Origin of the sequence: Pseudomonas sp. TWI923, from assembly GCF_039673365.1 — a bacterium.
GTDB classification, from domain to species: Bacteria; Pseudomonadota; Gammaproteobacteria; order Pseudomonadales; family Pseudomonadaceae; genus Aquipseudomonas; species Aquipseudomonas sichuanensis.
Genome location: NZ_JBDJLM010000027.1, coordinates 38,865 through 64,657 on the forward strand (window position 1 = coordinate 38,865; position 25,793 = coordinate 64,657).

A 25,793-nucleotide genomic window follows, 5' to 3' on the forward strand; every position below is an offset into this window, starting at 1 on the left:
GCGGCTTGCAGCTCTTGCTGTCGGTTTGTTCATGAATTGCCGGGCGTTGCCATGTACAATGCCCGCTTTTGCCCGCAGCGGCATTAGGTCGCACTTTTGCGGGCCAGGCCATTGGCCATAAAACTAGACTGACGGGGCGCCGGGCACACGATGTGGCCCGCGGAACATCAGACCATTAGCGATTTACGAGAGACGGATGAACATCACCAACCTTGCCAAACGACTTTGCCTGCCTGTTCTGCTGCTGATCACGCCTGTCGCCTTCGCGGCCGAGCAGATGATGCCGGCACCACCGCAACTGGCCGCCAAATCCTATGTACTCATGGACGCGGCCAGCGGCAACGTGCTGGTCGAGAACAACGGTGACGAGCGTCTGCCACCAGCCAGCCTGACCAAGCTGATGACCGCTTACATCGCCACCCTCGACATCCGTCGTGGCCAGATCGGCGAGAACGACCCGGTGACCGTCAGCGAAAACGCCTGGCGCACCGGCGGTTCGCGCATGTTCATCAAGGTCGGCAGCCAGGTGACCGTCAGCGACCTGCTGCACGGCATCATCATCCAGTCCGGCAACGATGCATCGGTGGCCCTGTCCGAGCACATCGCCGGCAGCGAAGACGCCTTCGCCGACATGATGAACAAGACTGCCGCCGACCTGGGCATGGGCAACAGCCACTTCATGAACCCGACCGGCCTGCCGAACCCGGAGCACTACTCCTCGGCCCACGACATGGCCCTGCTGGCACGCGCGATCATCAACGAAGACCCTGCGCACTACGCCATCTACTCGCAGAAAGAGTTCTTCTGGAACAACATCAAGCAGCCTAACCGCAACCTGCTGCTGTGGCGCGACAAGACCGTCGACGGCCTGAAAACCGGCCACACCGACGAAGCCGGCTACTGCATGGTCGCCTCCGCCGTCCGTGACGGCCAGCGCCTGATCGCCGTGGTGTTCGGCACCAACAGCGAGCAATCGCGTGCCGCCGAAACGCAAAAGCTGCTGACCTACGGCTTCCGCTTCTTCGAAACCCAGACCTTCTATCAGAAGGGCACCGAGCTGACTCAGGCCCCGGTTTGGAAAGGCGCTACCAACCAGGTGAAAGCTGGCCTGGCCAACGACCTGACCATGACCATGCCTAAAGGCCAGTTGAAACGCCTGCAGGCTTCGATGAGCATGAATCCGCAACTGACCGCTCCGATCGCCAAAGGTGACGTGATCGGCAAAGTGGAAGTCAAACTGGACGAGAAAGTGATTCACAGCGCCGACCTGATCGCCCTCGATGGCGTGGAAGAAGCTGGTTTCTTCGGCCGTATGTGGGACAGCATCCGCCTGTTCTTCTATGGTTTGTTCAACTGATACGTGACCTGCATGCCCCCGTGAACCAGGCGGGGGCGTTGCTGTTGCCACGGCTTACGAGGCCATCCCGCAATGAGCGAAGAAGACGTCAAGTCGCATAAGATCGAATTCCCTTGCGAGGACTATCCGATCAAAGTGATCGGCGATACCGTGGTCGGTTTCAAGGACACGGTGATCGAGATCCTCAGCAAGTACGCCAAGGTCGATCTGGCCACGCTGGCGGAGCGCCAGAGCAAGGAAGGCAAGTACACCACGGTGCAGCTGCACATCATTGCCGAAAGCGAAGATCAACTGCACGACATCAACAGTGCCCTGCGTGCCACCGGCATCGTGAAAATGGTGCTGTGATGAGCGCATGCCTCGGTATACGCGAGCTCGGCCTGCAGCCCTATGAACCGGTGCTGGAGGCCATGCGTCGCTTTACCGAGGCGCGTGGCCCGGATGCCCAGGACGAAGTCTGGCTGGTGGAGCACCCGGCGGTGTTCACCCAGGGCCAGGCTGGCAAGGCCGAGCATCTGCTGGTGCCTGGCGACATCCCGGTGGTGAAGACCGATCGTGGCGGCCAGGTGACCTACCACGGCCCCGGCCAATTGGTCGCCTACCTGCTGCTGGATGTGCGCCGCCTGGGCTTTGGTGTGCGCGAACTGGTCAGCCGCATCGAGCAGACGCTGATCGAGCTGCTCGCCAGCTACGGCGTGCAGGCTAACGCCAAGCCCGATGCCCCTGGCGTATATGTCGATGGAGCGAAAATCGCCTCCCTTGGCCTGCGAATCCGCAACGGTCGTTGCTTCCACGGCCTTGCTCTGAATGTGGACATGGACCTTGCGCCATTCCGCCGAATCAATCCCTGTGGGTATGCGGGGCTGGCGATGACCCAGCTGCGCGACCTGGCAGGCCCGATCGAACTCGACGAGGTCAGGACAAGGCTGCGCGGACAGCTGGTCAAGCACCTCGACTACGCTGAGCAGACGACCCTCACGGGCGGAATCGACTGAATATGACAACTGTGCAAGAAGCCGTGCCGAACCTGATCCCGACGCAAGACGTCACCTCGCGCCCCGCGCCCAAGAAAGTCGAAGCCGGCGTGAAGCTGCGCGGCGCCGAAAAGGTGGCGCGCATTCCGGTGAAGATCATCCCCACCGAAGAACTGCCGAAGAAACCCGACTGGATTCGCGTGCGCATCCCGGTTTCGCCGGAAGTCGACCGTATCAAGCAGCTGCTGCGCAAGCACAAGCTGCACAGCGTGTGCGAAGAGGCCTCCTGCCCGAACCTGGGTGAGTGCTTCTCGGGTGGCACCGCCACCTTCATGATCATGGGTGACATCTGCACACGTCGCTGCCCGTTCTGCGACGTCGGCCATGGCCGGCCGAAGCCGTTGGACCTGGACGAGCCGAAGAACCTTGCCGTGGCCATTGCCGACCTGCGCTTGAAGTACGTGGTGATCACTTCGGTGGACCGCGACGACCTGCGCGACGGCGGTGCCCAGCACTTCGCCGACTGCATTCGCGAGATTCGCGCGCTGTCGCCGGGTGTGCAGCTCGAAACCCTGGTTCCGGACTACCGCGGCCGTATGGACGTGGCGCTGGAAATCACCGCGCAGACCCCGCCGGATGTGTTCAACCACAACCTCGAAACCGTACCGCGCCTGTACAAGGCCGCGCGCCCGGGCTCGGACTACGACTGGTCGCTGGACCTGCTGCAGAAGTTCAAGCAGATGGTGCCGCACGTACCGACCAAGTCCGGGCTGATGCTGGGCCTGGGCGAGACCGACGAGGAAGTGATCGAGGTCATGCACCGCATGCGTGAGCACGAGATCGACATGCTCACCCTCGGCCAGTACTTGCAGCCGTCGCGCAGCCACCTGCCGGTGCAGCGCTTCGTGCACCCGGACACCTTCGCCTGGTTCGCCGAGGAAGGCTACAAGATGGGCTTCAAGAACGTCGCTTCCGGCCCGCTGGTACGCTCCTCGTACCACGCCGACCAGCAGGCTCACGAAGCCAAGATCAAACTCTGACACGGGCTTGAGCTGAACATGCCGATGTGCGCCGCGAGGCCGCATCGGCATTTTTGTTTGTGTGGGGGGCATTCCCCATGCCCAGGTACGTGAGTTCCAGCCAGTCTGGCGCACCTGAAACTGCAAGGAGTTGCTCGATGAATTGTGTTGAAACGCTCGACTCACCACTGCCCCGGGCCTTGCCGGCCAATGCGCGCTTCGCCATTGTCGCCCCGGCCGGGCCTGCCCGGCTGGACGCCCACAAAGCGCTTCAGTGGTTCAGCGATCGTGGCTACCAATGCCGGCTATACCCTGGTGTGAACATGGCCGAAGGTTACCTGGCCGGTAGCGACCAGCAGCGCCTGCAAGACCTGCACGATGCCTTCCAGGCCCCGGACATCGACGCCATTGTGTGCATGCGTGGCGGCTACGGCAGCATGCGCCTGCTGGATGCGCTGGACTTCGACCTGATCCGTCGCCACCCCAAGCCGCTGGTGGGCTACAGCGATATCACCGCGCTGCATACGGCGCTCAATCGGCATGCCGGGCTGATTACCTTCCACGGCACGATGCTCAATGCCGATCTGTTGGGGGGCAAGCTTGAGCCGACGGTGAGCTCACTGTTCGAGCAGCTGGATGGGCGGCTGGGGGAGGGGGATGCGATTGTTCATCCGACGGCTTACCCGCTGACGACGGTTGTGCCGGGCGTGGCGAGCGGGCGGCTGGTGGGGGGCAACCTGTCGATGCTCGGTGCCACCTTGGGCACGGTGGCCGAGCTGGATAGCCAGGGCGCCATTCTGTTCATCGAGGACGTCAACGAGCCGCTATACCGGGTTGACCGCCTGCTGACCCAGCTGCGCCTGGCGGGCAAGCTGCAAGGCCTGCGGGGTGTGCTGGTGGGGGACTTTGCCGGGGTGACGGTTGCAGCGATAACGCCGCTGCTGCTGGATATCTTCGGTCCGCTCGGGGTGCCGGTACTGGCCGGGTGGCGCAGCGGGCACTGTGATCCGAACCTGTGTTTGCCGATGGGGGCCAGAGTGCGGCTGGATGCTGAAGAGCAGCGCGTGGTGCTGTCGCAGGATCTGTTCAAGGGTTGAGATCGCCGGGGCTGCTTTGCAGCCCTATCGCGGCGCGAGGCCGCTCCTACAGGTAGGTCGCATTTCTCTGTAGGAGCGGCCTTGTGCCGCGAAAGGGGCGCAAAGCGCCCCTCATATTCACTAGCGGCGCAGGCTATCCAGCAATTTGTGCGTCGGATAGCCATCCGCCGGCCAGCCCTGGCCCTGCTGGGCATTGCGAATGGCCTTGCGGGTGTTGGCGCCGATGATGCCATCGGGGTTACCCGCCTCGTGCCCGCTGGCATTGAGCAGGGTCTGCAGTTCGATTCGCTCGCTGCGGCTCAAGGGCAGGTCGTCCTTCGGCCAGTTGCCGGCGATGAACCCCCAGCCATAGAAACGATCGCCCAGCAGGCTGACCGCCAGCGCGTAGGACGACGAGTTGTTGTACTTGAGGATCGCGCGGAAGTTGTCCAGCACCAGGAACGCCGGGCCGCGAGCGCCAGCCGGCAGCAGCAGGGCGGCGGACAGTTGGCTGCTGTTGGCCGGCAGCTGGGTGCCCGTCGGTAGTCTCACGCCTAGTTGCAACCATTCGTTGACGCTCTTGCGCTGGCTGCCGTCGGCCAGCCAGAAGTCGAAGCCGGCAGGTACCTGCACTTCGAAGCCCCAGGGTTGACCGCGTTTCCAGCCAGACGCCTGCAAGTAGTGCGCGGTCGACGCCAGGGCGTCGGCGGTGCTGTTCCAGATATCGCGGCGGCCGTCACCGTCGAAGTCCACGGCGTGGGTCAGGTAGGTGGTGGGGATGAACTGGGTCTGGCCCATGGCCCCGGCCCAGGAGCCGCGCATGGCGTCGGGCTGGATGTCGCCGTTCTGCAGGATCTGCAGGGCGGCGATCAGCTGGTCTTGGGCGAACTGCGGGCGACGGCCTTCGTAAGCCAGGGTAGCCAGCGAGCGGATCACCGATTTGCTGCCCTGGAACTGACCGAAGTTGCTCTCCATGCCCCACACCGACACCAGCACCTGGCGGTCGACGCCGTAGCGCTGCTCGATACGGGTCAGCAACTCGGCGTTCTGCTCCAGCAGCTTCTTGCCGTTGCGCACGCGCAGGGGTGAGAGCGCGCCGTCCAGGTATTCCCAGACCGGGCGGGTGAACTCGGGTTGGCTGCGGTCGGCCTTGATCACGTCCATGTCCGGGGTAACGCCGAGGAAGGCACGGTCGAACAGGTTCGGGCTGATGCCGGCTTGCAGGGCCTGTTGACGGAAACCCGCCTGCCATTGGGCGAAAGTCTGCAGGGGCTGGATTTCTGTGCTGGTGTCGGCGCTGGTACCGGGCAGCGTCACTACAGGGGCGGGCTGGGCAGGTGCCAGCGGTAGGGCGTCGGCGGCGGTGGGTTTCTCAGCGCAGGCGACGAGCAGGACGAAGCTGGTGGCTGCGATCAGCTGGCGGGGGGGCCAGCGGTGGGAAAGGCTGGAAAGCATGCACAGGTCCAAGGCTTACAGGTCAGGCGTGAACCTTACCATGGCTGCCGGGCCGACCGGAAAATTATGCATGTGAGCAATCGTATCGATGGGCGCTTGCTCAAGTGATTGTCAACTGACAGAACTGTCAGTTGTGCCTGGATACGCCGTTTTATATGTTGCGTATCGTCAGTAAGTTTAATGGTCGTTGTATCAGTGAAGTTTGCCGCAAACTTTCGAAGTTCGTTCGCTTGTCCGTCGAACAGTAATTTCAGGCGGCCATTAAGCAAGAAACCTCCCAATTTCTCGATTGGAAGGCTTCGCGGCGGTAGCTGCCTTTGCCCTTTTCCGGTTTTTCCTGGCGGCAGTGGAACAGGGGTTGGGCGACGATCGACTTGGCTTTGTTGGGCGGATGCTTCTTGGATTTCCTGGTCATTTCGATACCTCTCGAGTAGGGCGGGCAGAGTAAGCCATCCCTGGACTACCGAGCCAATTGATTGAAACTATGTGAGGATGGCGTCGATGAACATCACAAGATCAATAAAGCCAAGCTTCGCCCTACCGTTAGTGATGTTCATTATTCTGGGCTTGAGTGGCTGTATCGGGCCGCGTGTCGATGAGCCCTTGCGCCCCCCTCCAGCGCCACCGCAGCCATCGGGGGTACTTGATGTCGCGGCCCGGCTGAATGCGCGTTATGCGAACACGGTGGAGAGTTGCAGCAATGGCGGGGCTGCCCTTGAGTGCTCGGGGGTATTGATCAGGCGCTCGAGTTCCAGCAACTTCTGGGTACACAGCACGGCGGCTGCAGCATTGGGTTCGGTCACTTTCTCCTACCTGCGTGCCGATGCGACGATTTCGCTGGCGGATGCCAGTGGCTTCATCTTCATGGACAAACAGACTGCCCAGCAGCAAGGCAAGTCATGGGCTGAGCCGCGCTGTATCTATCCGTTGATCGCAGGTACTCAGAATGCCGGAAGGCCGGAAAATGGCTGCGGTTTTGCGACACGTGCGGGCGCTGAGCAAAGCACCTGTAGCGGGTTGACCGACCGAGTGGAGACTGTCGAGTCATGGTTAGCGAATTTTAAAAAGTACGGGTCGAATCCCCGTAATCAATGCTCGCTGAGCACGCGTGATGCCAAACAGTTCATGGTCAGTCTCAAGGTGCGGGGCTCTTTGCAACAGGCCAGCACCCTGCTGAACGAACTGTTGATCCCGACCTGGGATGCGAACACGCCGGAGCGGCTGCCCATCGAAGCCTTCTTCTACAACGCTGCTAGTCCCGGCAGCCTGATCACCGCCCAAATGCTGCGTCACGATTACCGCGTGCGAACCGGCCTGTCGCTGCCGCTCGTCAGGCTCGACTTTGCCAAGCCTGCGACCCAGCGCTTCAGTCAGCGTCCCCAGGACCAAGAGGATGGCTGGCAGGTAGCCGAGCGGCTCAACGCCCGTTTCGCGGACAAGTCCCGGCAGTGCGCCGACGGTCGTGCACCGGTGTATTGCAATGGCGTGCTGGCGCGCGCCACGCAATACAGCACCGCGTTCCATGCCTGGAACCCGAATCCGAATACCAATCCCAAGGATGCGGTTCCATTCTCGTACATGAGAGCGGACGTCAAGACGGTGAAACTGTTCTACCCGCAGGGGCTGCTTTTCGACCATCTGGGGTACACGCCAGGCGGCCTGGTAGCGATCGCACCACTTTGCATTTTCATGGCTGACGCCAACACATGGGGCCGCGCCACGCTCCAAGGCTGTGGTGCGGAAGGTGGCTACCCTACCGACAGTGGTCCTTGCGCGTCGATGAACATCAATGATCTGACGGCACTTGGCACGCATTTTCGACAAGTGCCTGCAAGTCCGACCTGGCAGCGCTTGCATCATCAGTGCAGCTTGGCGATCGAGCCCAACAGCTTCATGCTCGCGATCGATGGGCGAGCCCAGTTGATCAACGGAACGGAGAGCCCGTATCACGGGTACAACGAAATTCTGCTCAATGCCTGGGCGCAGAACATCCCTGATCAGTTGCCACTGGATGCGGTCTTTTACACCTCTGCGGGTGGCGCAGCTGCACTCGGGCAGGCGAAGCAGATACAGCAGGATCTGTTCCGTAGCTCCGCCAGCCTTGTAAAACCGGTCGTGCGCGTGGACTTCGGTGTGGCTGAGCAGGTATTCAGCTATCGTCGGGAAGACCAAGGGTACTGACGATGAGGTGAGGGCAGGTCGTTTACTCGGCCGGCAGTGCCAATCGCTGCCCGGCCATCAGCAGCGACAAGCGCGCCAGGCTGGTCCAGGGCGAACCCTGGGCCTGCCCTTTGATTTGCGCATCAATACGCTGGGCATCCTGCAACAGCATGGCCCAGCGCTGCGCCGAGAGACGTTGCAGGGCTTTGCTCACCAGCGGACGGCGCTTGTCCCACACCGGTGGCCGGGCCTGGCTGAAGGCCTTGTCCAGCGGCACCCCCTGGCTGAACTGCTGGGCCAGCCCCGCCAGCAGGCGCAGTTCACGGGCCAGGGCCCAGAGGATCACCGGCGGCTCGACACCTTCGCCGCGCAGCCCCTCGAGCATACGCAGAGCATGGGCTGCCTCGCCGTTGAGGATGGCATCGACCAGGCCGAACACATCGAAACGTGCGCTGTCGGCAACCGCCGCCTGCACGGTCTCGACGGTGATCTGGTTGCCATCGGCCAACAGCTTGAGCTTTTCGATTTCCTGGGCGGCGGCCAGCAGGTTGCCTTCGACCCTGGCAGCGATCATGTCGACCGCATCGCGCTGGGCTGTCAGGCCGGCCTGTGAGAGGCGCTGGTTGATCCACTGCGGCAACTGCTGGGCGTCCACCGGCCAGATCTGGATGAACTGGCAGTGACCGCCCTCGATCAGTGCCTTGCCCCACTTGGTTTTCTGCGCGCTGCCATCGAGCTTGGGCAGGCTGATCAGCAGCAAGGTGTCTTCGGCGGGGTTGGCGCAGTACTCGATGAGTGCGGCCGCGCCCTTGTCGCCAGGCTTGCCCGAAGGCAGGCGCAACTCCAGCAGGCGGCGCTGGGCGAACAGCGAGAGGCTGGCTCCGGCCAGCAACAGGTTGCCCCAGTCGAAGTTGGCATCGGCGCTGAACACCTGGCGCTCGTCGTAACCTTGCTGGCGCGCGGCGCCTCGAATGGCGTCGGCGGCTTCCTGGCACAGCAGCGGGTCGTCGCCGCTGACGATATACACAGGCGCCAGCTGGCCCTGCAGGTGTTTGTTGAGTTGGGCTGGGGAGAGTTTCATGGCGAAAGGCGGGGTGCCGGGGCACCCCGTTCAGGCTCAGTTGGCCGGGACTTCCAGCGGGGACTGCTGGGGCGTCTCGTCGCGGACGCGTTGTGCTTCCTGCAGTGCCTGGGCTTCGGCGCGGGCGCGTTCGTCGGCCTTGTGCTGCAGGTCGGCCAGACGATCCGGGGTCAGCTGTTGCAGGCGGACCATCATGTTCTGCACCAGGTCGGTGCGCATTTCCTGACGAACCTGGGTCGCTTCCTGACCAGAACCGGTGATGTTGTTGCCATCGTGCACGTAGTAGCGCTGCACTTGCAGTTTGTCTTCCAGAAGCACGGTGTCGTTCTGGCCTTCGATGGCATAGTTCAGCACCGTGGTCAGCTCGTATTCCGCCGAGCGGTTACCGCCGCTGTAGGTCGCCGCGCGCTGGGTTTCCTGCTCGTTTGTGAGCACCAGCTTATACGGAGCACCGCTGTACACCTTCACGCCACTGTTCTGCAGGGTGTTGCGCAGTTGCTTGACGGTTTCGCCGTAGGCATTGCGGGCGCTGAGGTCCAGCTCCTTGATGGTCAGTTCGGTGGTGCCGGTGCCGCGCAGCTGGAAACCACAGGCGCTGAGCAGTACGGCCAGGCCCATTACCAGCAGATTGCGTTTGATCATGTTGTAGCTCCCTCGTGGGCCGAATACGCCCGCCCTCGGCATTCGCGGGCGGGCGTTGCCATCAATTGGCGACGATGTTGACCAGCTTGCCCGGTACCACGATGACCTTGCGGATGGTCAGGCCATCGGTGAAGCGCAGGACATTCTCGTTGTTGCGGGCGGCCGCTTCGATCTGCTCGCGACTGGCGGCGGCAGGCATGTCCACCTGGCCGCGCAGCTTGCCGTTGACCTGTACCACCAGCGTGACGGTGTCCTGCACCAGCGCGCTTTCGTCAACGGCCGGCCAGCCGGCGTCGATCACGGCCTGGTCGTGGCCCAGGTGTTTCCACAGCTCGTGGGAAATGTGCGGGGTGATCGGCGACAGCAGCAGGGTTACGGCTTCGAGGCCTTCCTGCAGCAAGGCACGGTCCTGGGCGGTAGCTTGCGGGGCCTTTTCCAGCACGTTCATCACGGTCATCACCTGGGCGATGGCGGTGTTGAACTTGTGGAACTGGCCGACATCGGTGCTGGCCTGCTTGATCGCCGCGTGGATGGCGCGGCGGATGACTTTTTGTGCGTCGTCGAGCGAGGCGACATCCAGTTTGCCTGGCAGGCCCTGGGCAACGTGGGCCTGGGCCAGGCGCCAGACGCGGCGCAGGAAGCGGCTCGCGCCCTCGACGCCGGAGTCGGACCATTCCAGGCTCATGTCGGGCGGCGAGGCGAACATCATGAACAGACGGCAGGTGTCGGCGCCGTAGACGTCGATCATCGACTGCGGGTCGACGCCGTTGTTCTTCGACTTCGACATCTTCTCGGTGCCGCCGATTTCCACCGGCAAGCCGTCGGTCTTCAGGCGTGCGCCGATGATCTTGGCTTTGGCATCACGCTCGATCTCGACGTCGGCCGGGTTGAACCAGTCCTTGCCGCCGTTGCTGGCGACGCGGTAGTAGGTTTCGGCGACGACCATGCCCTGGGTGAGCAGGTTCTTGAACGGCTCGTTGGAGGTGACCAGGCCTTCGTCGCGCATCAGCTTGTGGAAGAAGCGCGCGTACAGCAGGTGCAGGATGGCGTGTTCGATGCCACCGATGTACTGGTCGACCGGCAGCCAGTGGTTGGCAGCTTTCGGGTCCACCAGGCCCTTGTCGTAGTTCGGCGAGGCGTAGCGGGCGAAGTACCAGGACGACTCGACGAAGGTGTCCATGGTGTCGGTTTCGCGCTTGGCCGCAGTGCCGCATTTCGGGCAGGTGCATTCATAGAATTCGGGCATGCGCGCCAGCGGCGAGCCGGCGCCGTCCGGCACCACGTTCTCCGGCAGGGTGACCGGCAGCTGGTCTTCCGGCACCGGCACGTCGCCGCACGCTGGGCAGTGGATGATCGGGATCGGGCAGCCCCAGTAGCGCTGGCGGCTGATACCCCAGTCGCGCAGGCGGAACTGGGTGCGCGACTTGCCGAGGTCCTTGCGGATCAGGGCGGCTTCCATGGCGTCGAAGGCGCCGGCGAAGTCCAGGCCGTCGAAGTCGCCGGAGTTGATCAGTTGGCCGTGCTCGCCATAGGCGGCCTGCCATTCGCTGGAAACTTCATCACCGGCGCTGGTGCGCACAACGGCCTTCACCGGCAGGTTGTACTTGTGGGCGAACTCGAAGTCGCGCTCGTCGTGGGCCGGCACGGCCATCACGGCGCCGTCGCCGTAGTGCATCAGCACGTAGTTGGCGACCCACACCGGCAGCTTCTCGCCGGTCAGCGGGTGTTCGACCAGCAGGGAAGTGGCCATGCCCTTCTTCTCCTGGGTGGCCATGTCGGCTTCGGCGACGCTGCCGCTCTTGCACTCGTCGATGAACGCCTGCAGCGCCGGGTTGCCCTGGGCGGCCTGGGTGGCCAGCGGGTGCTCGGCGGCGACGGCGACGTAAGTGGCGCCCATCAGGGTGTCGGGGCGGGTGGTGAAGACTTTCAGCGTGCCTTCGTGGCCGATGCTGGCCTGGTCGTAGGGGAACTGCACTTCCATGCCGCGCGACTTGCCGATCCAGTTGCGCTGCATGGTCTTGACCTGCTCAGGCCAGCCCGGCAGCTCGTCGAGGCTTTCCAGCAGCTCGTCGGCGTAGTCGGTGATGCGGAAGTAGTACATCGGGATTTCGCGCTTTTCGATCAGCGCGCCCGAGCGCCAGCCACGGCCATCGATGACCTGCTCGTTGGCGAGCACGGTCTGGTCGGCCGGGTCCCAGTTCACGGTACCGTTCTTGCGGTAGATGATGCCTTTCTCGAACAGGCGGGTGAACAGCCACTGTTCCCAGCGGTAGTAGTCCGGCTTGCAGGTGGTGACTTCACGCGCCCAATCGATACCAAGGCCCAGGCTCTTGAGCTGGGTCTTCATGTAGTCGATGTTTTCGTAAGTCCACTTGGCCGGGGCGACGTTGTTCTTCATCGCCGCGTTTTCCGCCGGCATGCCGAAGGCGTCCCAGCCCATCGGCTGCAGGACGTTCTTGCCCAGCATGCGCTGGTAGCGGGCAATCACGTCGCCGATGGTGTAGTTGCGCACGTGGCCCATGTGTAGCTTGCCGCTCGGGTACGGGAACATCGACAGGCAGTAGTAGGTGTCCTTGCCTGGCTGTTCGGTAACAGCGAACGACTGTTGCTCGTCCCAGAACTTCTGGGCGGCGGCTTCGATATCACGGGGCGTGTATTGTTCGTGCATGGCTACTTTTTAACTGAGAGAGAAAGGACCCTGTTTCCAGGCAGCGGAACCTCGCTGCGACCGGCACTCCGGTGTCGATAGAGTGAACGCCGTAGCATACATGAGCGTCGCGCATCGTGGGAAACCCTGATTGCGTCCCCTGCCGCGCGGGCCGTTGGTCGCGGCGGGCAGCTGCTTTTCATGACAACGCTAAGCTCATTTGTGGGGGGAGATATTCTTACCTTCAATGAGGTGAACGGATGGGAGAGTCGCAACTACCTGCAAGCAAACCGGAGCTTTACGAACGCCTGATCGACCGCCTGGGCCTGGCACTGGAAGTGGCCAGAACCTCGGTACGATTGCGCGACGAGATGCCTGCCGAGCTGGAATTGCGTGGCCTGAGCCACGCCGAGTTCGAGGTGATCAAGGCCTACCTGGAGTCACTCCCGGCAGGTCGCCATGCAAGCGCCGGTGCCTACCCGCAACCGGAACCATCCTCGGCCAGGATCATCTGGCTCAAGGATCGAAAACGCGCCACTGCTCCAGCAAGATCCAGGACGCAGCCATCCCGATAGCCGTTCAGGTTTGCAGGCGCACGTGCTCACGCGCCGGTTCTTCAATACCCACACTGCGATCGGCGTCGACCTCCCCTTGAGGCCCGACGCCGATCCTCTTAGGCTGCATGCCTTCCATGGAGGTGTGCGATGCCGATTCGCTTTTTCATCAAACAATGGCTGATGCCGCCGGGCGTGCTGCTGCTGTTGCTGCTGGCGGCCTGGTGGTGGCGCCGGCGCCGGCCGCGCCTGGCGGCTGCGTGCTTTGCCCTGGGCCTGGGCGGGCTGTGGCTGATGAGCCTGCCGTTGGTCGTGGAGCAGGCGGCCCGGCAGTTGGAAACGGAGCCTGCGTTGGCGCCGCAGAGCTGGGCGAGCCTGGCAAGCCGTGCCGATGCCATCGTGGTGCTCGGCGCCGGGCGTGATCGAGGCGATCCGGCCTGGGGCGGCAGCGATCAACCTTCCTACCTGGCCCTGGAGCGCATGCGCTATGCCGCGCAACTGGCCAAGGCATCCGGATTGCCGGTGCTGACCAGCGGCGGCCTGCACTATGGCACGCCGCCGAGTGAGGCGCAGTTGATGGCTGAGCGGCTGCAGGCAGATTTCGGTGTCTCGGTCAGCTGGAAGGAAGAGGCCAGCCACACCACTTGGGAGAACGCCGCGCTCAGCGCGCAGGTTTTGCAGCCGCTGGGGATCCGCCGTGTGGTGGTGGTGACCCAGGCCTGGCACATGCAGCGCTCGCGCTGGAGCTTTGAGCGTGCCGGGTTCGAGGTGGTGCCGGCGCCGGTGGGGTTCCTCGGGCGCGATCATGCCCGGCCGTTCGCGGGGTTGCTGCCGGAAAGCCGGGCGATCTGGCAGAGCGGACAGTTATTGAACGAAGCGGTGGGGCTGGTGGGGTATCGGGTGTTCTACTGATATCCAGCATGCACTGGCCCCTGTAGGAGCGGCCTTGTGTCGCGAAAGGGCTGCGTAGCAGCCCCAGGGCATTGGCGTACATGCACAGATCGCGGGGCCGCTTTGCGGCCCTTTCGCGACACGAGGCCGCTCCTACAGGGTGAGCGGCGCCGGTCAGACAGTCTTGGCAATCCGCCCGGCCAGCAGCGCCCAACCCAGCAGCAATGCACAGACAATCGCCAGCGGCCACGAACGCCATTGCAGGTAAGGCGTCAGCTGTTGCATCGGCACTACCTCGCCATACAGCACCGCACGCTCGAACTGCGGGATCTGCGTGGTGATCTTGCCGAACGGGTCGATCAGCGCGGTTACGCCGTTGTTGGTGGCGCGGATCATCCAGCGGCCGGCTTCCAATGCCCGCATCTGCGCCATCTGCAGGTGCTGCAGCGGGCCGATCGAAGTGCCGAACCAGGTGTCGTTGCTGATGGTCAGCAGCAGGTCGCTGCGGGCTGCCAGGCTGGCGGCGAACTCGGGGTAGACCACTTCGTAGCAGATGTACGGCGCGATCTGGTAGCCCTTGGCCTGCAGCAGCGGCTGGTCCGCGGGGCCGCGGGCAAAGTCCGACATCGGCAGGTTGAAGAACTCGATCGCCCCGCGCAGCATGTCCTGCAGCGGCACGTATTCACCAAACGGCACCAGCTTCTGCTTGAGGTACAGGCCGTCGCCTTCACCGGTCACGGTGATGCCGTTGAAGTAGCGCCGCTGGTGGTGGACCATCTGCCGTACCGGCACCCCGGTGATCAGCGCCGAATGCCGCTCGGCGGCAAACGCCCCCATCATGTCGATGTAGCCCTGGGCCTGGTCCTTGAGCACCGGTACCGCGGTTTCCGGCCAGATCAGCAGGTCTACCGGTTTTGAGCTGAAGCTCATGTCACGGTACAGCGCCAGCTGGGCGTTGACGTGGGCCGGGTCCCATTTCAGGTCCTGTTCGACGTTGCCCTGCAGCGCGGCGACCTTGAGCGGGTCGCCGGCCGGCTGGGTCCAGGCGTGGCCCTTGAGCGCCATGCCGACGACCCAGGGCGCCACCAGCAACACGGCGCCGATGGCCAGGAACGATGGGCGCGCGCGCAGGCGGAGCAGGTTGCACAGCAATGCCGCGGTCAGCGCAAGGCAGAACGACACCAGCCACACACCGCCGAGCGGCGCCAGCCCGGCCAAGGGGCCGTCAAGCTGGCTGTAGCCGGCGTAGAGCCATGGGAAGCCGGTCAGGAACCAGCCGCGAAAAGCTTCCTGCAGCAGCCACAGCGCAGCGAAGCTCAGCGCATCGGCCAAGGGCGCCTCGTCGCGGCGCAACCAGCGCGCCCAGAGCCAGGCCGGCAAGGCGAAGAAAAACGCCAGGCAGGCGAAGAACGCCAGCAGCAGCAGGATCGCCAACAGCGGCGAGGCGCCGCCGTAGGTGTTCATGCTGACGTAGATCCACCAGGTGCCGGCGCCATACAGGCCGAAGCCGAAGCTCCAGCCGCGGGCCAGGGCCTGGCGCGGGCTGAGGGTACGCAGGCCGGCGTAGAACACGGCGATGGACAGCAGCGCCAACGGCCAGATGTCGAAAGGCGCCAGGGCCAGGAGGGTGGAAGCGCCGGCCACCATGGCCAGCAGGTTACCGGGCCAGCCGGGGCGGGTGATCCAGCGCATGTTCGTCCTTAACGGTTGATCGGTGTCAGGCGTAGCAGGTGTATCCGCCGGCTATCGGCGTTGAGAATGCGGAAGCGGTAGCCGCCGATCTCGGTGGTCTCGTTGCGTTTGGGCAGGTGGCCGAACGCACTCATCACCAGGCCGCCGACCGTGTCGAACTCGTCATCGGAGAATTCGCTGTCGAAGAACTCGTTGAAGTTCTCGATCGGGGTGAGTGCCTTGACCAGGAAGTCGCCGCTGGGCAGCGGCTTGATGTAGCTGTCTTCCTCGACGTCGTGCTCGTCTTCGATGTCGCCGACGATCTGTTCAAGCACGTCTTCGATGGTGACCAGGCCGGCCACACCGCCGTATTCGTCGATGACGATGGCCATGTGGTTGTGGTTGGCGCGGAACTCGCGCAACAGCACGTTCAGGCGTTTGGACTCGGGCACGAAGGTGGCCGGGCGCAGCAGGTCCTTGATATTGAAGCTGTCGCCGTTCTCTTTGAGGATCAGCGGCAGCAGGTCCTTGGCGAGCAGGATGCCAAGCACATCGTCATGGCTCTCGCCGATCACCGGGTAACGCGAGTGCGCGGCATCGATCACCGCTGGCAGGAACTCGCGTGGCGACTGGCTGGCCTTGATGCTGATCATCTGCGAGCGCGGCACCATGATGTCGCGCACCTGCAGGTCGGCGACCTGGATGGCGCCTTCGACGATGGTCAGCGCTTCGCTGTCGAGCAGCTTGTTCTGATGGGCTTCGCGCAGCAGTTCAAGCAGCTGCTGGCGGTTTTTCGGCTCATGGGCAAAAGCCTGGGTCAGTTTACCCAGCCAGGACTTTTGCCCGTTGCTCGATCGGTCTTCGCTCATGGCGGTTACTCGTGTTCCTTGCAGTGTCAGTGTGTGATTGGGTCGGTTTCGTCGTCAGCGTACGGGTCCGGGTGACCCAGTTCCGCCAGCAATTCCCGTTCCAGCGCTTCCATCTCTTCGGCTTCGTCGTCGTCGATGTGGTCGTAGCCGAGCAGGTGCAGGCAGCCATGGATGACCAGATGGGCCCAGTGCGCTTCGAGGGATTTGCCTTGTTCTTGAGCTTCGCGCTCGACCACGGCGACACAGATCACCAGGTCGCCGAGTAGCGGGATGTCCAGCAGGTCGTCGGGCACATCGGCGGGGAAGGACAGCACGTTGGTCGCGTAGTCCTTGTGCCGGTAGGTATGGTTCAGCTCGCGGCCTTCGGCTTCGTCGACCAGGCGGATGGTCATCTCGGAGTCGGCGCTGCGCTGGCGCAGGGCAAGCTCGCACCAGCGGCGGAAGGCGGCGTCATCCGGGCTGGCAGCATCCGTTGCCCGTTGCAGATCGAGTTCAAGCATCTTTGCCGCGCGCCTCGGGTTGGGCCTGTCGGGCTTCGAAGCGGTCGTAGGCTTCGACGATGCGTTGCACCAACGGATGGCGCACCACGTCCTTGGGCTGGAAATGGGTGAAGCTGATGCCAGGCACGTCCTTGAGCACCTCGATCACATGAGCCAGGCCCGACTTGGTGCCGCGTGGCAGGTCGACCTGGGTGATGTCACCAGTGATTACCGCGGTCGAGCCGAAGCCGATGCGGGTGAGGAACATCTTCATCTGTTCGAGCGTGGTGTTCTGGCTCTCGTCGAGGATGATGAAGCTGTTGTTGAGCGTGCGGCCGCGCATGTAGGCCAGCGGGGCGATCTCGATCACCTGGCGCTCGATGAGCTTGGCCACGTGTTCGAAGCCAAGCATCTCGTACAGCGCGTCGTACAGCGGGCGCAGGTACGGGTCGATCTTCTGGGCCAGGTCGCCGGGCAGGAAGCCGAGCTTCTCGCCAGCCTCGACCGCCGGGCGCACCAGCAGGATGCGGCGCACCTGCTCGCGCTCCAGCGCATCCACGGCGCAGGCCACAGCCAGGTAGGTCTTGCCGGTACCGGCCGGGCCGACGCCGAAGTTGATGTCGTTGGCCAGGATCTCTTTGACGTAGCGTTGCTGATTGACGCCGCGCGGCGTGATTTTACCCTTGCGCGTGCGCAGCGAGACGCTGACTTCATTGACAGCGGGGTTGCCGATGTTCTCGACCGCTGATTCCTGGAGATAGAGATGGACCGTTTCCGGCGACAGCTCGCTGGCCTTGGCCTCGCGATAGAGGCGGCGCAGCAACTGTTCAGCGGCGGAGGTGGTCTTGGGTTCGCCGATCAGCTCGAATTGATTGCCGCGGTTGCGGATTTCGATGGCCAGGCGTTGCTCGATCAGGCGCAAGTGCTCGTCGAACTGGCCGCACAGGTTGGCGAAACGGTTGGCCTCGAAAGGTTCGAGGATGAAGCGATGGGGTTGTATGGGTGCGTTCAAGGTGGTTTTTAGCCGCTCGACGGCAATGAATGTGAGCTCAAGAATAACCCTTGAGTGGCAGTGGCGAAAGCACTGAAACGATCAAGGGTCGGTAGTGCCCTTGGCGGCCTCATCGCGGGGCAAGCCCGCTCCCACGTTATGGCCTGTTTTGGGCTGCCTCCAAGAACAGTTTCGTGTGCTCCGCGATGGAGCCGGCGCGAGCACGGGAAATCCTCGACCCATCTTGATCGGCATTTCTTACGTCTGTGTGATAGGGCTGTCGTCAGGGGAGGGGAGAGAACGGGGTGCGCCCTTCGGCGTTCTGCAGTTCCAGCAGGTACTTGCGGAAGATCTGGCCGAGCACCTGGGTGGCATGCTCAAGCTCGTCGCGCGGCATTTGCTCGGTGACTTCGTCGGCCATGTCCAGTGCATCTTCGGCGCCGTTGACCGCAGCCATCTTGAGCAGGATGTAGGCCTGGACGTTGTTGGCCTTGACTCCTTCGCCGTGGAAGAACATCGAACCGAGGCGATACTGCGACTGGGCGTGGCCCTGCAGCGAGGCCTTCTCGAACCACTTGAGTGCTTTGTCGAGGTGACGGGGGGTACCGCTGTAATAGAACTCGCCCAGCTCGTACTGTGCTTCGGCATCCCCGGCGTCCGCCGTTTGCTCGCAGGCCTTCAGGGCAGTCTCCTGATCCTCCGGCGCGGCATTCAGCGTGCAGCGGCCCGTCGCTGGAATCAGCAACGAGTTACCGCCCTCCGCCAGGGCCAGCAGGGGCTGAAGAAGCAACAGGCAGCCCATGGTCAGGGCGCGGCCGGTGCGGTTCATGGGGATCGACTTACCTCTGCAAAGCTACGGCCAAGGTCTCTGGTGGCACATTATGGGATAAGCAGCGCCAACCTTACAAAGTTTTACTGGAAATTCTACACCCCGAGCCAAGGCTGCTGATTTTGCCAGTGTTTGTGAGAGGGGTCACATTCACCGGCCAGATCGCGGGGCAAGCCCGCTCCCACGCAGAGCTGAGTCACGTGGGAGCGGGCTTGCCCCGCGATCTGGCCAGTACCGGCAGGCGCCTTACTTCAGCTTGGCGAATGCCCGCTCGGCCGCATCCAGGGTGATCTGCAGCTCTTTGTCGCCGTGGGCGATGGAGGTGAAGCCCGCCTCGAACGCACTCGGCGCCAGGTACACGCCGCCGTCGAGCATCAGGTGGAAGAAGCGCTTGAAACGGTCCGCATCGCTGGCCATCACGTCGTCGAAGGTGACGATGTCATCGGCGCCGCTGAAGTACAGGCCGAACATGGCGCCCGCCTGCGTGGTGACGAACGGGATGCCGGCGGCATCGGCGCGCTGCTGCAGGCCGTCGAGCATGCGGCTGGTGTAGGCGCTGAGCTCGTCGTGGAAGCCCGGGCGGCTGATCAGCTTGAGGGTGGTCAGGCCGGCCGCCATGGCCAGCGGGTTTCCGGACAGGGTGCCGGCCTGGTAAACCGGGCCGAGCGGGGCGATGCAGCCCATGATTTCGCGCTTGCCGCCGAAGCAGCCGACCGGCATGCCGCCACCGACGATCTTGCCGAAGGTCGACAGGTCGGGGGTGATGCCGTAGTAGCCCTGGGCACCGCCCAGGGAGACACGGAAGCCGGTCATCACTTCGTCGAAGATCAGCACTACGCCGTGCTTGTCGCACAGTGCGCGCAGGCCTTCGAGGAAGCCCGGCGCCGGTGGTACGCAGTTCATGTTGCCGGCCACCGGCTCGACGATGATGCAGGCCACGGTCTGGCCGACTTCGGCGAGGGTTTTCTCGACCGCGGCGATGTCGTTGAACGGCAGCGTCAGGGTGTGCTTGGCGAAGTCCGCCGGTACGCCGGCAGAGCTGGGCACGCCCTGGGTCAGCAGGCCCGAGCCGGCCTTGACCAGCAGGCTGTCGGAATGGCCGTGGTAGCAGCCTTCGAACTTGATGATGGCGTCACGGCCGGTGTAGCCACGGGCCAGGCGGATGGCGCTCATGGTGGCTTCGGTGCCGGAGCTGACCATGCGCACCATCTCCATCGATGGCACCAGCGAGCAGACCAGGTCGGCCATCTCGGTTTCCATGGCGGTCGGGGCGCCGTAGGACAGGCCGTGCTGCAACTGATTACGCACGGCATCCAGTACGTCCGGGTGGCCGTGGCCGAGGATCATCGGGCCCCAGGAGCCGACGTAGTCGACGTAGCGCTTGTCATCCTCGTCGACGACGTAGGCGCCTTCGGCGTGCTTGAAGAACAGCGGAGTGCCGCCGACGCTCTTGAAAGCGCGGACCGGCGAGTTGACGCCGCCGGGGATGTGCTTCTGGGCTTGGGCGAACAGGGCTTCGGAACGGGACATGGGATCTTCTCTCGAAATCAGGAAGCGAACAGGGCGTTGAAGGCGCGGGCGCGGCGGGTGACTTCCTGCGCGCTGTCGGCACCGAACAGGCCGTGGATCACCGCCAGCAGGTCGGCGCCATGGGCGACCAGCGGGGCGGCGTTGTCGAGGGTAATGCCGCCGATCACGGCGATCGGCAACTTGACCTGGGCGCGGGCCTGTTCCAGCAGTTCGACGCTGGCGGCCGGCGCGCCCGGCTTGGTGACAGAATTGAAGAAGCGGCCGAAGGCGACGTAGTTGGCGCCTTCCTTGGCGGCCTGCTGGGCAAGCTCAAGGCTGGCGTGGCAGGTGGAACCGATGATGGCCTGACGGCCGAGCAGGGCGCGGGCCGGCGTGAGCGGGCCGTCGGTCTGGCCCAGGTGCACGCCGACGCCCAGGCGTGCGGCCAGTTCGGCGTCGTCGTTGATGATCAGCTGGGTGCCGTAGCGCTCGCACAAGGTCATCAGCGCTTCGGCCTCGCGCAGGCGGCGCGCGGCATCGTCACTCTTGTCGCGGTACTGCAGCAGGCAGACGCCGCCTTCGAGTGCCGCCTCGACGTGGCTGAGGAAACGGCCGGCGAGCAGCTGGCTGTCGGTGATTGCATACAGACCGCGGAGCTTCATCGGGTGGCCTCGTGTCAGGAGCAGAAATCCAGGGGCAGGCGGCGCGGCACGTACTGGCCCTTGCCCAGTTGCTCGGCGTCACGCAGGGTGCGCCAGGTGTAGTCCAGGGCGCTGCGCACGGCGCTCTGCAGCTGCTCGCCAAGGGCCAGGCGGCCGGCCAGGGCGCTGGCCAGGGTGCAGCCCGAGCCGTGATAACTGCCGGGCAGGCGTTGGCAGGTCCAGGTGTGCTGCTGGCCATCGCGGCTGTACAGGCGGTTGTGAATTTCGTCCTCGTCGCCGTGGCCGCCGGTGATCAGCAGGTGCTCGACGAATGGCAGCAGCTTGGCGGCGCACTCGTCGGCGGTGCCGTCCGGCAGTTCGGCGAGGATACGCGCCTCGGGCAGGTTCGGCGTGGCGATGGTGGCCAGCGGCAGCAGGCGCTCGCGCAGTGCGTAGCCGACCTCGTCCTTGCCCAGGCGGCCACCGCCGCCGGCGCGCAGCACCGGGTCGCAGACCAGCGGCAGGTGCGGGTGGGCCTTGAGCAGTTCGGCCACGGTGTCGACCATTTCGATCGAACCGAGCATGCCCAGCTTGACCGCGGCCACGGTGGAGTCGGCCAGCACGGCGTTGGCCTGGGCCAGCACCCACTCGCGGTCGAGCACGCGGAAGTCGGAAACGTTGACAGTATCCTGCACGGTCAGGGCGGTCACGGCCGGTGCGGCGTGACAGCCTTGGGCGATCAGGGCTTCGATATCTGCCTGCAGCCCGGCGCCACCACTTGGGTCGTGGCCGGAGAGACAGAGGACAACGGGGCGGGAGCTGTAGGTATTCATGGTCGGCGAGCTTATCACCAAACCTTTTTGTGCGGATCGGTCGCCGCGCAAGATTTGCTGATCGAGTGGTCAGGATGGTCGCGATGCTTCTCCTGTAATGCGCATGCTAGAGCTGTTTCATGCAAATTTAGTGTGGCCTCTGGTCTTGCCGGAAAGCTATGCTAGAGTGCTCGGATAATTCGATCAACGGACTCTGCCGGATCACGTCGTCTCAAAGGGAAGGGAGGCAACGCGACGCGAACGGACAGGCCATGCTGGGGCTGTATGCGCTATTTGCTGATTGTGCTTCTGGGCTGCTTGCCCCTGTTCGCCGGGGCGGTCGAATTCGACGCCAGCACCTCACGACTGCCACTGGGCAGGTTCATGCAGGTCTATGAGGACCACGATGGCAGCGCCAGTATTGGCCAGGTCAGCGCACCTGCCTTTGCCAGCCGTTTCCAGGCGCACCCCCATGAGGTGCTCAATGCCGGTTACTCGACCTCGGTGTTCTGGCTGCGAATCGACCTGAACTACGCCGCCACCCCCTCCGCCGCGCCGCGCCAATGGTTGCTGGAGCTGGCTTACCCGCCGCTGGACCATCTCGAACTCTACCTGCCGGATGCCCAAGGGGTATTTCGCCTGGCCCAGCGCACTGGCGATGCATTGCCCTATGCCAGCCGGCAGATTCGCCAGAACAACTACCTGTTCGAACTGCCCCTGCAACCTGGGCAGGCAACCACCGCCTACCTGCGCCTGCACAGCCAGGGTTCGGTGCAGGCGCCGCTGACGCTGTGGTCGACCCAGGCGTACCTTGAAGACCAGCCCACCCGCCTGTATGTGCTGGGCATGATCTATGGCGTGCTGCTGGTGATGCTGGTCTACAACCTGTTCATCTACCTCAGCGTGCGCGATGTCAGTTACCTCTACTACATCCTCTACATCGCCTCGTTCGGCTTGTACCAGGTGTCGGTCAACGGCGCCGGTATCGCCTACTTCTGGCCGGACAGCCCGTGGTGGGCGAATGCCGCGACGCCCTTGTTCATCGGCGCCGCCGGGCTGTTCGGCTGCCAGTTCGCCCGCCATTTCCTGCAACTGGGCCGGCTCAGCCGTGGTTTCGACCGCCTGCTGATGGCGCTGATGGCGGGTGGCGCGCTGGTCATGGTGCTGGCGGTGACCCTGCGTTACGGCATCGCGCTGCGCATGGCCACTGTGCTGGCGCTGTTGTTCACCGTGAGCATCTTCAGCGCAGGCCTGTACGCCTGGTGGCGCGGGGTGCGGGTGGCGCGCTGGTTCATCATCGCCTGGACCGCCTTCCTGCTTGGCGGGCTGGTCAACACCCTGATGGTGCTGGGCTATCTGCCTAACGTGTTCCTTACCATGTACGCCAGCCAACTCGGCTCGGCGCTGGAGGTGGCGTTGCTGTCACTGGCCCTGGCCGACCGCATCAACAGCCTGCGCGAGCAGCAGGCCCAGGCCCTGCGCGAGACCGGGCGCACCCTCGAGCAACTGAACCAGCAACTGGCCCACAGCAATCGCCTGAAAGACGAGTTCCTTGCCACCGTCACCCATGAGCTGCGCACCCCGATGAACGGTGTGATCGGCTCGTTGGAGCTGCTGCACACCCTGCCCATGAGCGCCGAGCAGGCCCAGTACCACCGCACGGCCGCCGGTTCCGCCCAGGACATGATGGCCATGGTCGACGACATCCTCATCCTCACCGAGCTGCAGGCCGGCCGCCTGCGCAACCACGGTGTGCCGTTCAGCCTGCGCCGCCTGCTCCAGGAACTGCGTGCCGGTTACGCCGGTCAGGCGCTGGCCAAGGGCTTGTACCTGACCCTGGATATCCCCGCCGACGTGCCCGACAGCCTGGTGGGCGATGCGCAGAAGCTCGCCCGCTGCCTGGCCTGCCTGGTGGACAACGGCCTCAAGTTCACCCATCAGGGGGGCGTGACCGTGCAGGTGCGTGGCCGGCGCATCGGGCCCGACCGGCTGGCGCTGAGCCTGACCGTCAGCGACAGCGGCATCGGTTTCGAAGACCTCGACCAGGCCGTGCTGTACCAGCGCTTCTTCCAGGTCGATGGTTCGATGACGCGGCGCTACGGCGGCCTGGGCATCGGCCTGTCGATCTGCCGCCAATTGGGCGAACTGGTTGGCGCGCAGCTGTCGCACGAGTCTACCCCGGGGTTGGGCAGCCGCTTCGAACTGAGCCTGATCCTGACCGTGGCCCAGGTGCAGGTGACTTCCAGCCGGGCGGCGACGGGGCGCAGGCGCTACTGACGGGCGGGCAGGAAATGATCTGCTCATCGGCAGTTTTGTCACTTTGACTGTGCGGGCTGCGGTGCTTCACTGGGTTTTCCAGGCATGAGCGGATCCATGAGGCCCCCCGATGAACCTGCACCAGTTCGCCGAAACCCACGAAGTCACCAATCAGCCGCCGGCCCTCGACGGCGCCAACCTGTACCGCCTCGACCAGCCCTTGCAGGAATGGTCGCGACGCTTTGGCGCCGGCTGGGCCGAGCCGCGGATCGATGCCTACGGGGCACTGGCCGGCGGCCCGCTGATGGCCGCCGGGTTCCTCGCCAATGCGCACAAACCCGAGTTCAGCAGCCATGATCGCTACGGCCACCGGGTGGATCTGGTGGAGTTCCATCCCGCCTACCACGAGCTGATGCGCACCGCGGTCGAGCATGGCCTGCCCTCGCTGCCCTGGGCCGAGCCGCGCGCGGGTGCCCATGTTGCGCGGGCCGCCATGACCTACCTGCACAGCCAGGCCGAAGCCGGAACCGGCTGCCCGCTGACCATGACTTTCGCCGCCGTGCCGGCGCTGCGGCTGCAGCCGGAACTGGCCAGCTACTGGTTGCCGAAGATCCTCGCCCGCGAATACGACCCGCGCAACGTCGGCGACCGGCACAAGGCCGGGGTGACCATCGGCATGGCCATGACCGAGAAGCAGGGCGGCACCGATGTACGCGCCAACACCACCCGCGCCTACCCGGTCGGTGCCCCAGGCCCGGGCCAGGCCTACGAGCTGGTGGGGCACAAGTGGTTCTGCTCGGCGCCCATGTGCGACGCCTTCCTCACCCTGGCCCAGACCGACAAGGGCCTGAGCTGCTTCCTGCTGCCGCGCCACCGCCCGGACGACCAGCGCAACCAGTTCTATATCCAGCGCCTGAAGAACAAGCTCGGCAACTGCTCCAATGCCTCCAGCGAGGTGGAGTTCCGTGGCGCCCTGGCGTGGATGATCGGCGAAGAGGGCCGGGGTGTGCCGACCATCATCGAGATGGTGGCCATGACCCGCTTCGATTGCATGGTCGGCTCCAGCGCGCTGATGCGCCAGGCGCTGACCCAGGCCGCCCATCACTGCGCCCACCGCAAGGTCGGCGGGCGGGTGCTGAGCGAGCAGCCGCTGATGCAGAACGTGCTCGCCGACCTGGCCCTGGAGAGCGAGGCGGCGCTGGCCCTGAGCCTGCGCATGGGCCAGGCCCTGGAGCAGCTCGACGACCCGCAGCAAGCGCATTTCGCCCGCCTGGTGACGGCAGTGGGCAAGTACTGGATCTGCAAGCGCGCGCCGGGGATGATCAACGAGGCCGCCGAGTGCCTGGGTGGTGCGGGCTATGTCGAGGACAGCATCCTGCCGCGGCTGTACCGTGAGGCGCCGGTCAACTCGACCTGGGAAGGTTCCGGCAACGTGCAGTGCCTGGACGTGCTGCGGGCGCTGTCGAAGGAGCCGGGTGTGCTGGATGCGTTGTTCATCGAGCTGGGCGATGGTCATGGCGATCCACGCCTGGCGGCGTTCATCGGCAACCTCAAAGGGGCGTTTGCCGATACCGGCGACATTCAGTACCGGGCTCGGCAACTGACCGAAGACATTGCCGTGGCATTGCAGGCCAAGCTGCTGCTCGAGGCCGGTAACGCCACGGTCAGCGATGCCTTCATCGCCAGCCGCCTGGGTGGCGGCGGGCGGGTCTATGGCGCATTGCCGCGCGGGGTGGATGCGCAGGCTCTGGTCGCGCGGGCTACACCGGTCTGGGGCGGATAACGCCATCGCGGGGCAAGCCCCCACCCCCGATGACCGCGGGGGGGGGGGGGTGGCCCCCGAAATGCGGAGGGGCGGATATAGGGGGTGTATTTTACAT

At 64.3% G+C, this 25,793-nt stretch carries 23 protein-coding genes; 10 read left to right on the forward strand and 13 right to left on the reverse strand.

Translation table 11 applies throughout. From position 1 onward, the window contains the following. The first annotated feature begins 196 nt into the window (after positions 1-196). The 5 genes from ABE459_RS12980 to ABE459_RS13000 all read left to right on the forward strand — a co-directional run bounded on the left by ABE459_RS12980 (position 197) and on the right by ABE459_RS13000 (position 4,447). Positions 197-1,357 (forward strand): D-alanyl-D-alanine carboxypeptidase family protein, encoded by a 1,161-nt coding sequence (locus tag ABE459_RS12980; protein WP_110993396.1) that lies wholly within the window; start codon positions 197-199, stop codon positions 1,355-1,357. Positions 1,358-1,429: 72 nt separating this feature from the next. Then, positions 1,430-1,705: a DUF493 domain-containing protein gene (locus ABE459_RS12985; RefSeq protein ID WP_110993397.1), complete on the forward strand. Its 276-nt coding sequence runs from the start codon at positions 1,430-1,432 to the stop codon at positions 1,703-1,705. Beyond that, complete coding sequence (lipB, locus tag ABE459_RS12990) at positions 1,705-2,352, forward strand: lipoyl(octanoyl) transferase LipB (protein WP_125462473.1); 648 nt, start codon at positions 1,705-1,707, stop codon at positions 2,350-2,352. The genes ABE459_RS12985 and lipB overlap by 1 nt, the downstream gene beginning before the upstream one ends. 2 nt (positions 2,353-2,354) lie before the next feature. Further along, positions 2,355-3,371, forward strand: a complete 1,017-nt coding sequence (gene lipA / locus ABE459_RS12995; protein WP_110993399.1) for a lipoyl synthase — start codon at positions 2,355-2,357, stop codon at positions 3,369-3,371. A 137-nt stretch (positions 3,372-3,508) separates the two neighbouring features. Next, positions 3,509-4,447 (forward strand): LD-carboxypeptidase, encoded by a 939-nt coding sequence (locus ABE459_RS13000; RefSeq protein WP_323830322.1) that lies wholly within the window; start codon positions 3,509-3,511, stop codon positions 4,445-4,447. Positions 4,448-4,567: 120 nt separating this feature from the next. Here the strand turns inward: ABE459_RS13000 and ABE459_RS13005 are convergent, their stop codons facing one another. Both ABE459_RS13005 and arfA read right to left on the reverse strand, forming a co-directional pair. Beyond that, positions 4,568-5,881 carry a lytic murein transglycosylase gene (locus ABE459_RS13005; RefSeq protein ID WP_323830323.1) on the reverse strand — a complete coding sequence of 438 codons (1,314 nt, stop codon included), beginning with the start codon at positions 5,879-5,881 and terminating at the stop codon, positions 4,568-4,570. Positions 5,882-6,131: 250 nt separating this feature from the next. Beyond that, complete coding sequence (arfA, locus tag ABE459_RS13010) at positions 6,132-6,296, reverse strand: alternative ribosome rescue factor ArfA (RefSeq protein ID WP_346648041.1); 165 nt, start codon at positions 6,294-6,296, stop codon at positions 6,132-6,134. Positions 6,297-6,382: 86 nt separating this feature from the next. Between arfA and ABE459_RS13015 the strand changes: the two genes are divergently transcribed. Beyond that, entirely contained in the window at positions 6,383-8,062 is a 1,680-nt protein-coding gene (locus tag ABE459_RS13015; protein ID WP_323830325.1) for a hypothetical protein, read from the forward strand. A gap of 22 nt (positions 8,063-8,084) precedes the next feature. Here the strand turns inward: ABE459_RS13015 and holA are convergent, their stop codons facing one another. The 3 genes from holA to leuS form a co-directional block, all read right to left on the reverse strand. Beyond that, positions 8,085-9,122 (reverse strand): DNA polymerase III subunit delta, encoded by a 1,038-nt coding sequence (holA, locus tag ABE459_RS13020; protein WP_279846266.1) that lies wholly within the window; start codon positions 9,120-9,122, stop codon positions 8,085-8,087. Positions 9,123-9,158: 36 nt separating this feature from the next. Then, entirely contained in the window at positions 9,159-9,764 is a 606-nt protein-coding gene (lptE, locus tag ABE459_RS13025; RefSeq protein ID WP_323830326.1) for an LPS assembly lipoprotein LptE, read from the reverse strand. 61 nt (positions 9,765-9,825) lie between these two features. Continuing rightward, on the reverse strand, positions 9,826-12,432 hold the full coding sequence (gene leuS / locus ABE459_RS13030; RefSeq protein WP_323830327.1) for a leucine--tRNA ligase: 2,607 nt from the start codon (positions 12,430-12,432) through the stop codon (positions 9,826-9,828). 239 nt (positions 12,433-12,671) lie between these two features. Here leuS and ABE459_RS13035 point away from each other — a divergent pair, with 239 nt between their 5' ends. Then, positions 12,672-12,986, forward strand: a complete 315-nt coding sequence (locus tag ABE459_RS13035) for a hypothetical protein (protein ID WP_125462479.1) — start codon at positions 12,672-12,674, stop codon at positions 12,984-12,986. A gap of 129 nt (positions 12,987-13,115) precedes the next feature. Next, the gene (locus tag ABE459_RS13040; protein WP_323830328.1) at positions 13,116-13,877 is read left to right on the forward strand and encodes a YdcF family protein; all 762 of its coding nucleotides are present in this window, start codon (positions 13,116-13,118) and stop codon (positions 13,875-13,877) included. 153 nt (positions 13,878-14,030) lie between these two features. Here ABE459_RS13040 and lnt read toward each other — a convergent pair whose 3' ends face one another. From lnt to ABE459_RS13080, 8 genes are all read right to left on the reverse strand, one after another. Beyond that, entirely contained in the window at positions 14,031-15,548 is a 1,518-nt protein-coding gene (gene lnt / locus ABE459_RS13045; RefSeq protein WP_323830329.1) for an apolipoprotein N-acyltransferase, read from the reverse strand. A gap of 8 nt (positions 15,549-15,556) precedes the next feature. Continuing rightward, positions 15,557-16,396 carry an HlyC/CorC family transporter gene (locus tag ABE459_RS13050; RefSeq protein WP_110993410.1) on the reverse strand — a complete coding sequence of 280 codons (840 nt, stop codon included), beginning with the start codon at positions 16,394-16,396 and terminating at the stop codon, positions 15,557-15,559. Between the two features lie 26 nt (positions 16,397-16,422). Beyond that, a complete protein-coding gene (gene ybeY, locus ABE459_RS13055) occupies positions 16,423-16,896 on the reverse strand; it encodes an rRNA maturation RNase YbeY (protein WP_125462482.1) in 474 nt (157 codons plus the stop codon). Then, on the reverse strand, positions 16,889-17,887 hold the full coding sequence (locus tag ABE459_RS13060) for a PhoH family protein (RefSeq protein ID WP_125462483.1): 999 nt from the start codon (positions 17,885-17,887) through the stop codon (positions 16,889-16,891). Before ABE459_RS13060 ends, ybeY begins: the two co-directional genes overlap by 8 nt. 262 nt (positions 17,888-18,149) lie before the next feature. Beyond that, a complete protein-coding gene (locus ABE459_RS13065) occupies positions 18,150-18,695 on the reverse strand; it encodes a tetratricopeptide repeat protein (RefSeq protein ID WP_125462484.1) in 546 nt (181 codons plus the stop codon). Between the two features lie 246 nt (positions 18,696-18,941). After that, positions 18,942-20,225, reverse strand: a complete 1,284-nt coding sequence (gene hemL, locus ABE459_RS13070) for a glutamate-1-semialdehyde 2,1-aminomutase (RefSeq protein ID WP_125462485.1) — start codon at positions 20,223-20,225, stop codon at positions 18,942-18,944. Between the two features lie 17 nt (positions 20,226-20,242). Beyond that, positions 20,243-20,866 carry a thiamine phosphate synthase gene (gene thiE, locus ABE459_RS13075; protein WP_323830330.1) on the reverse strand — a complete coding sequence of 208 codons (624 nt, stop codon included), beginning with the start codon at positions 20,864-20,866 and terminating at the stop codon, positions 20,243-20,245. Positions 20,867-20,880: 14 nt separating this feature from the next. Further along, positions 20,881-21,678, reverse strand: a complete 798-nt coding sequence (locus tag ABE459_RS13080) for a hydroxymethylpyrimidine/phosphomethylpyrimidine kinase (protein ID WP_125462487.1) — start codon at positions 21,676-21,678, stop codon at positions 20,881-20,883. 264 nt (positions 21,679-21,942) lie between these two features. Between ABE459_RS13080 and ABE459_RS13085 the strand changes: the two genes are divergently transcribed. Further along, positions 21,943-23,934, forward strand: a complete 1,992-nt coding sequence (locus ABE459_RS13085; RefSeq protein ID WP_125462488.1) for a hybrid sensor histidine kinase/response regulator — start codon at positions 21,943-21,945, stop codon at positions 23,932-23,934. 109 nt (positions 23,935-24,043) lie between these two features. After that, positions 24,044-25,696: an acyl-CoA dehydrogenase family protein gene (locus ABE459_RS13090; protein ID WP_322359889.1), complete on the forward strand. Its 1,653-nt coding sequence runs from the start codon at positions 24,044-24,046 to the stop codon at positions 25,694-25,696. Positions 25,697-25,793: the final 97 nt, after the last annotated feature.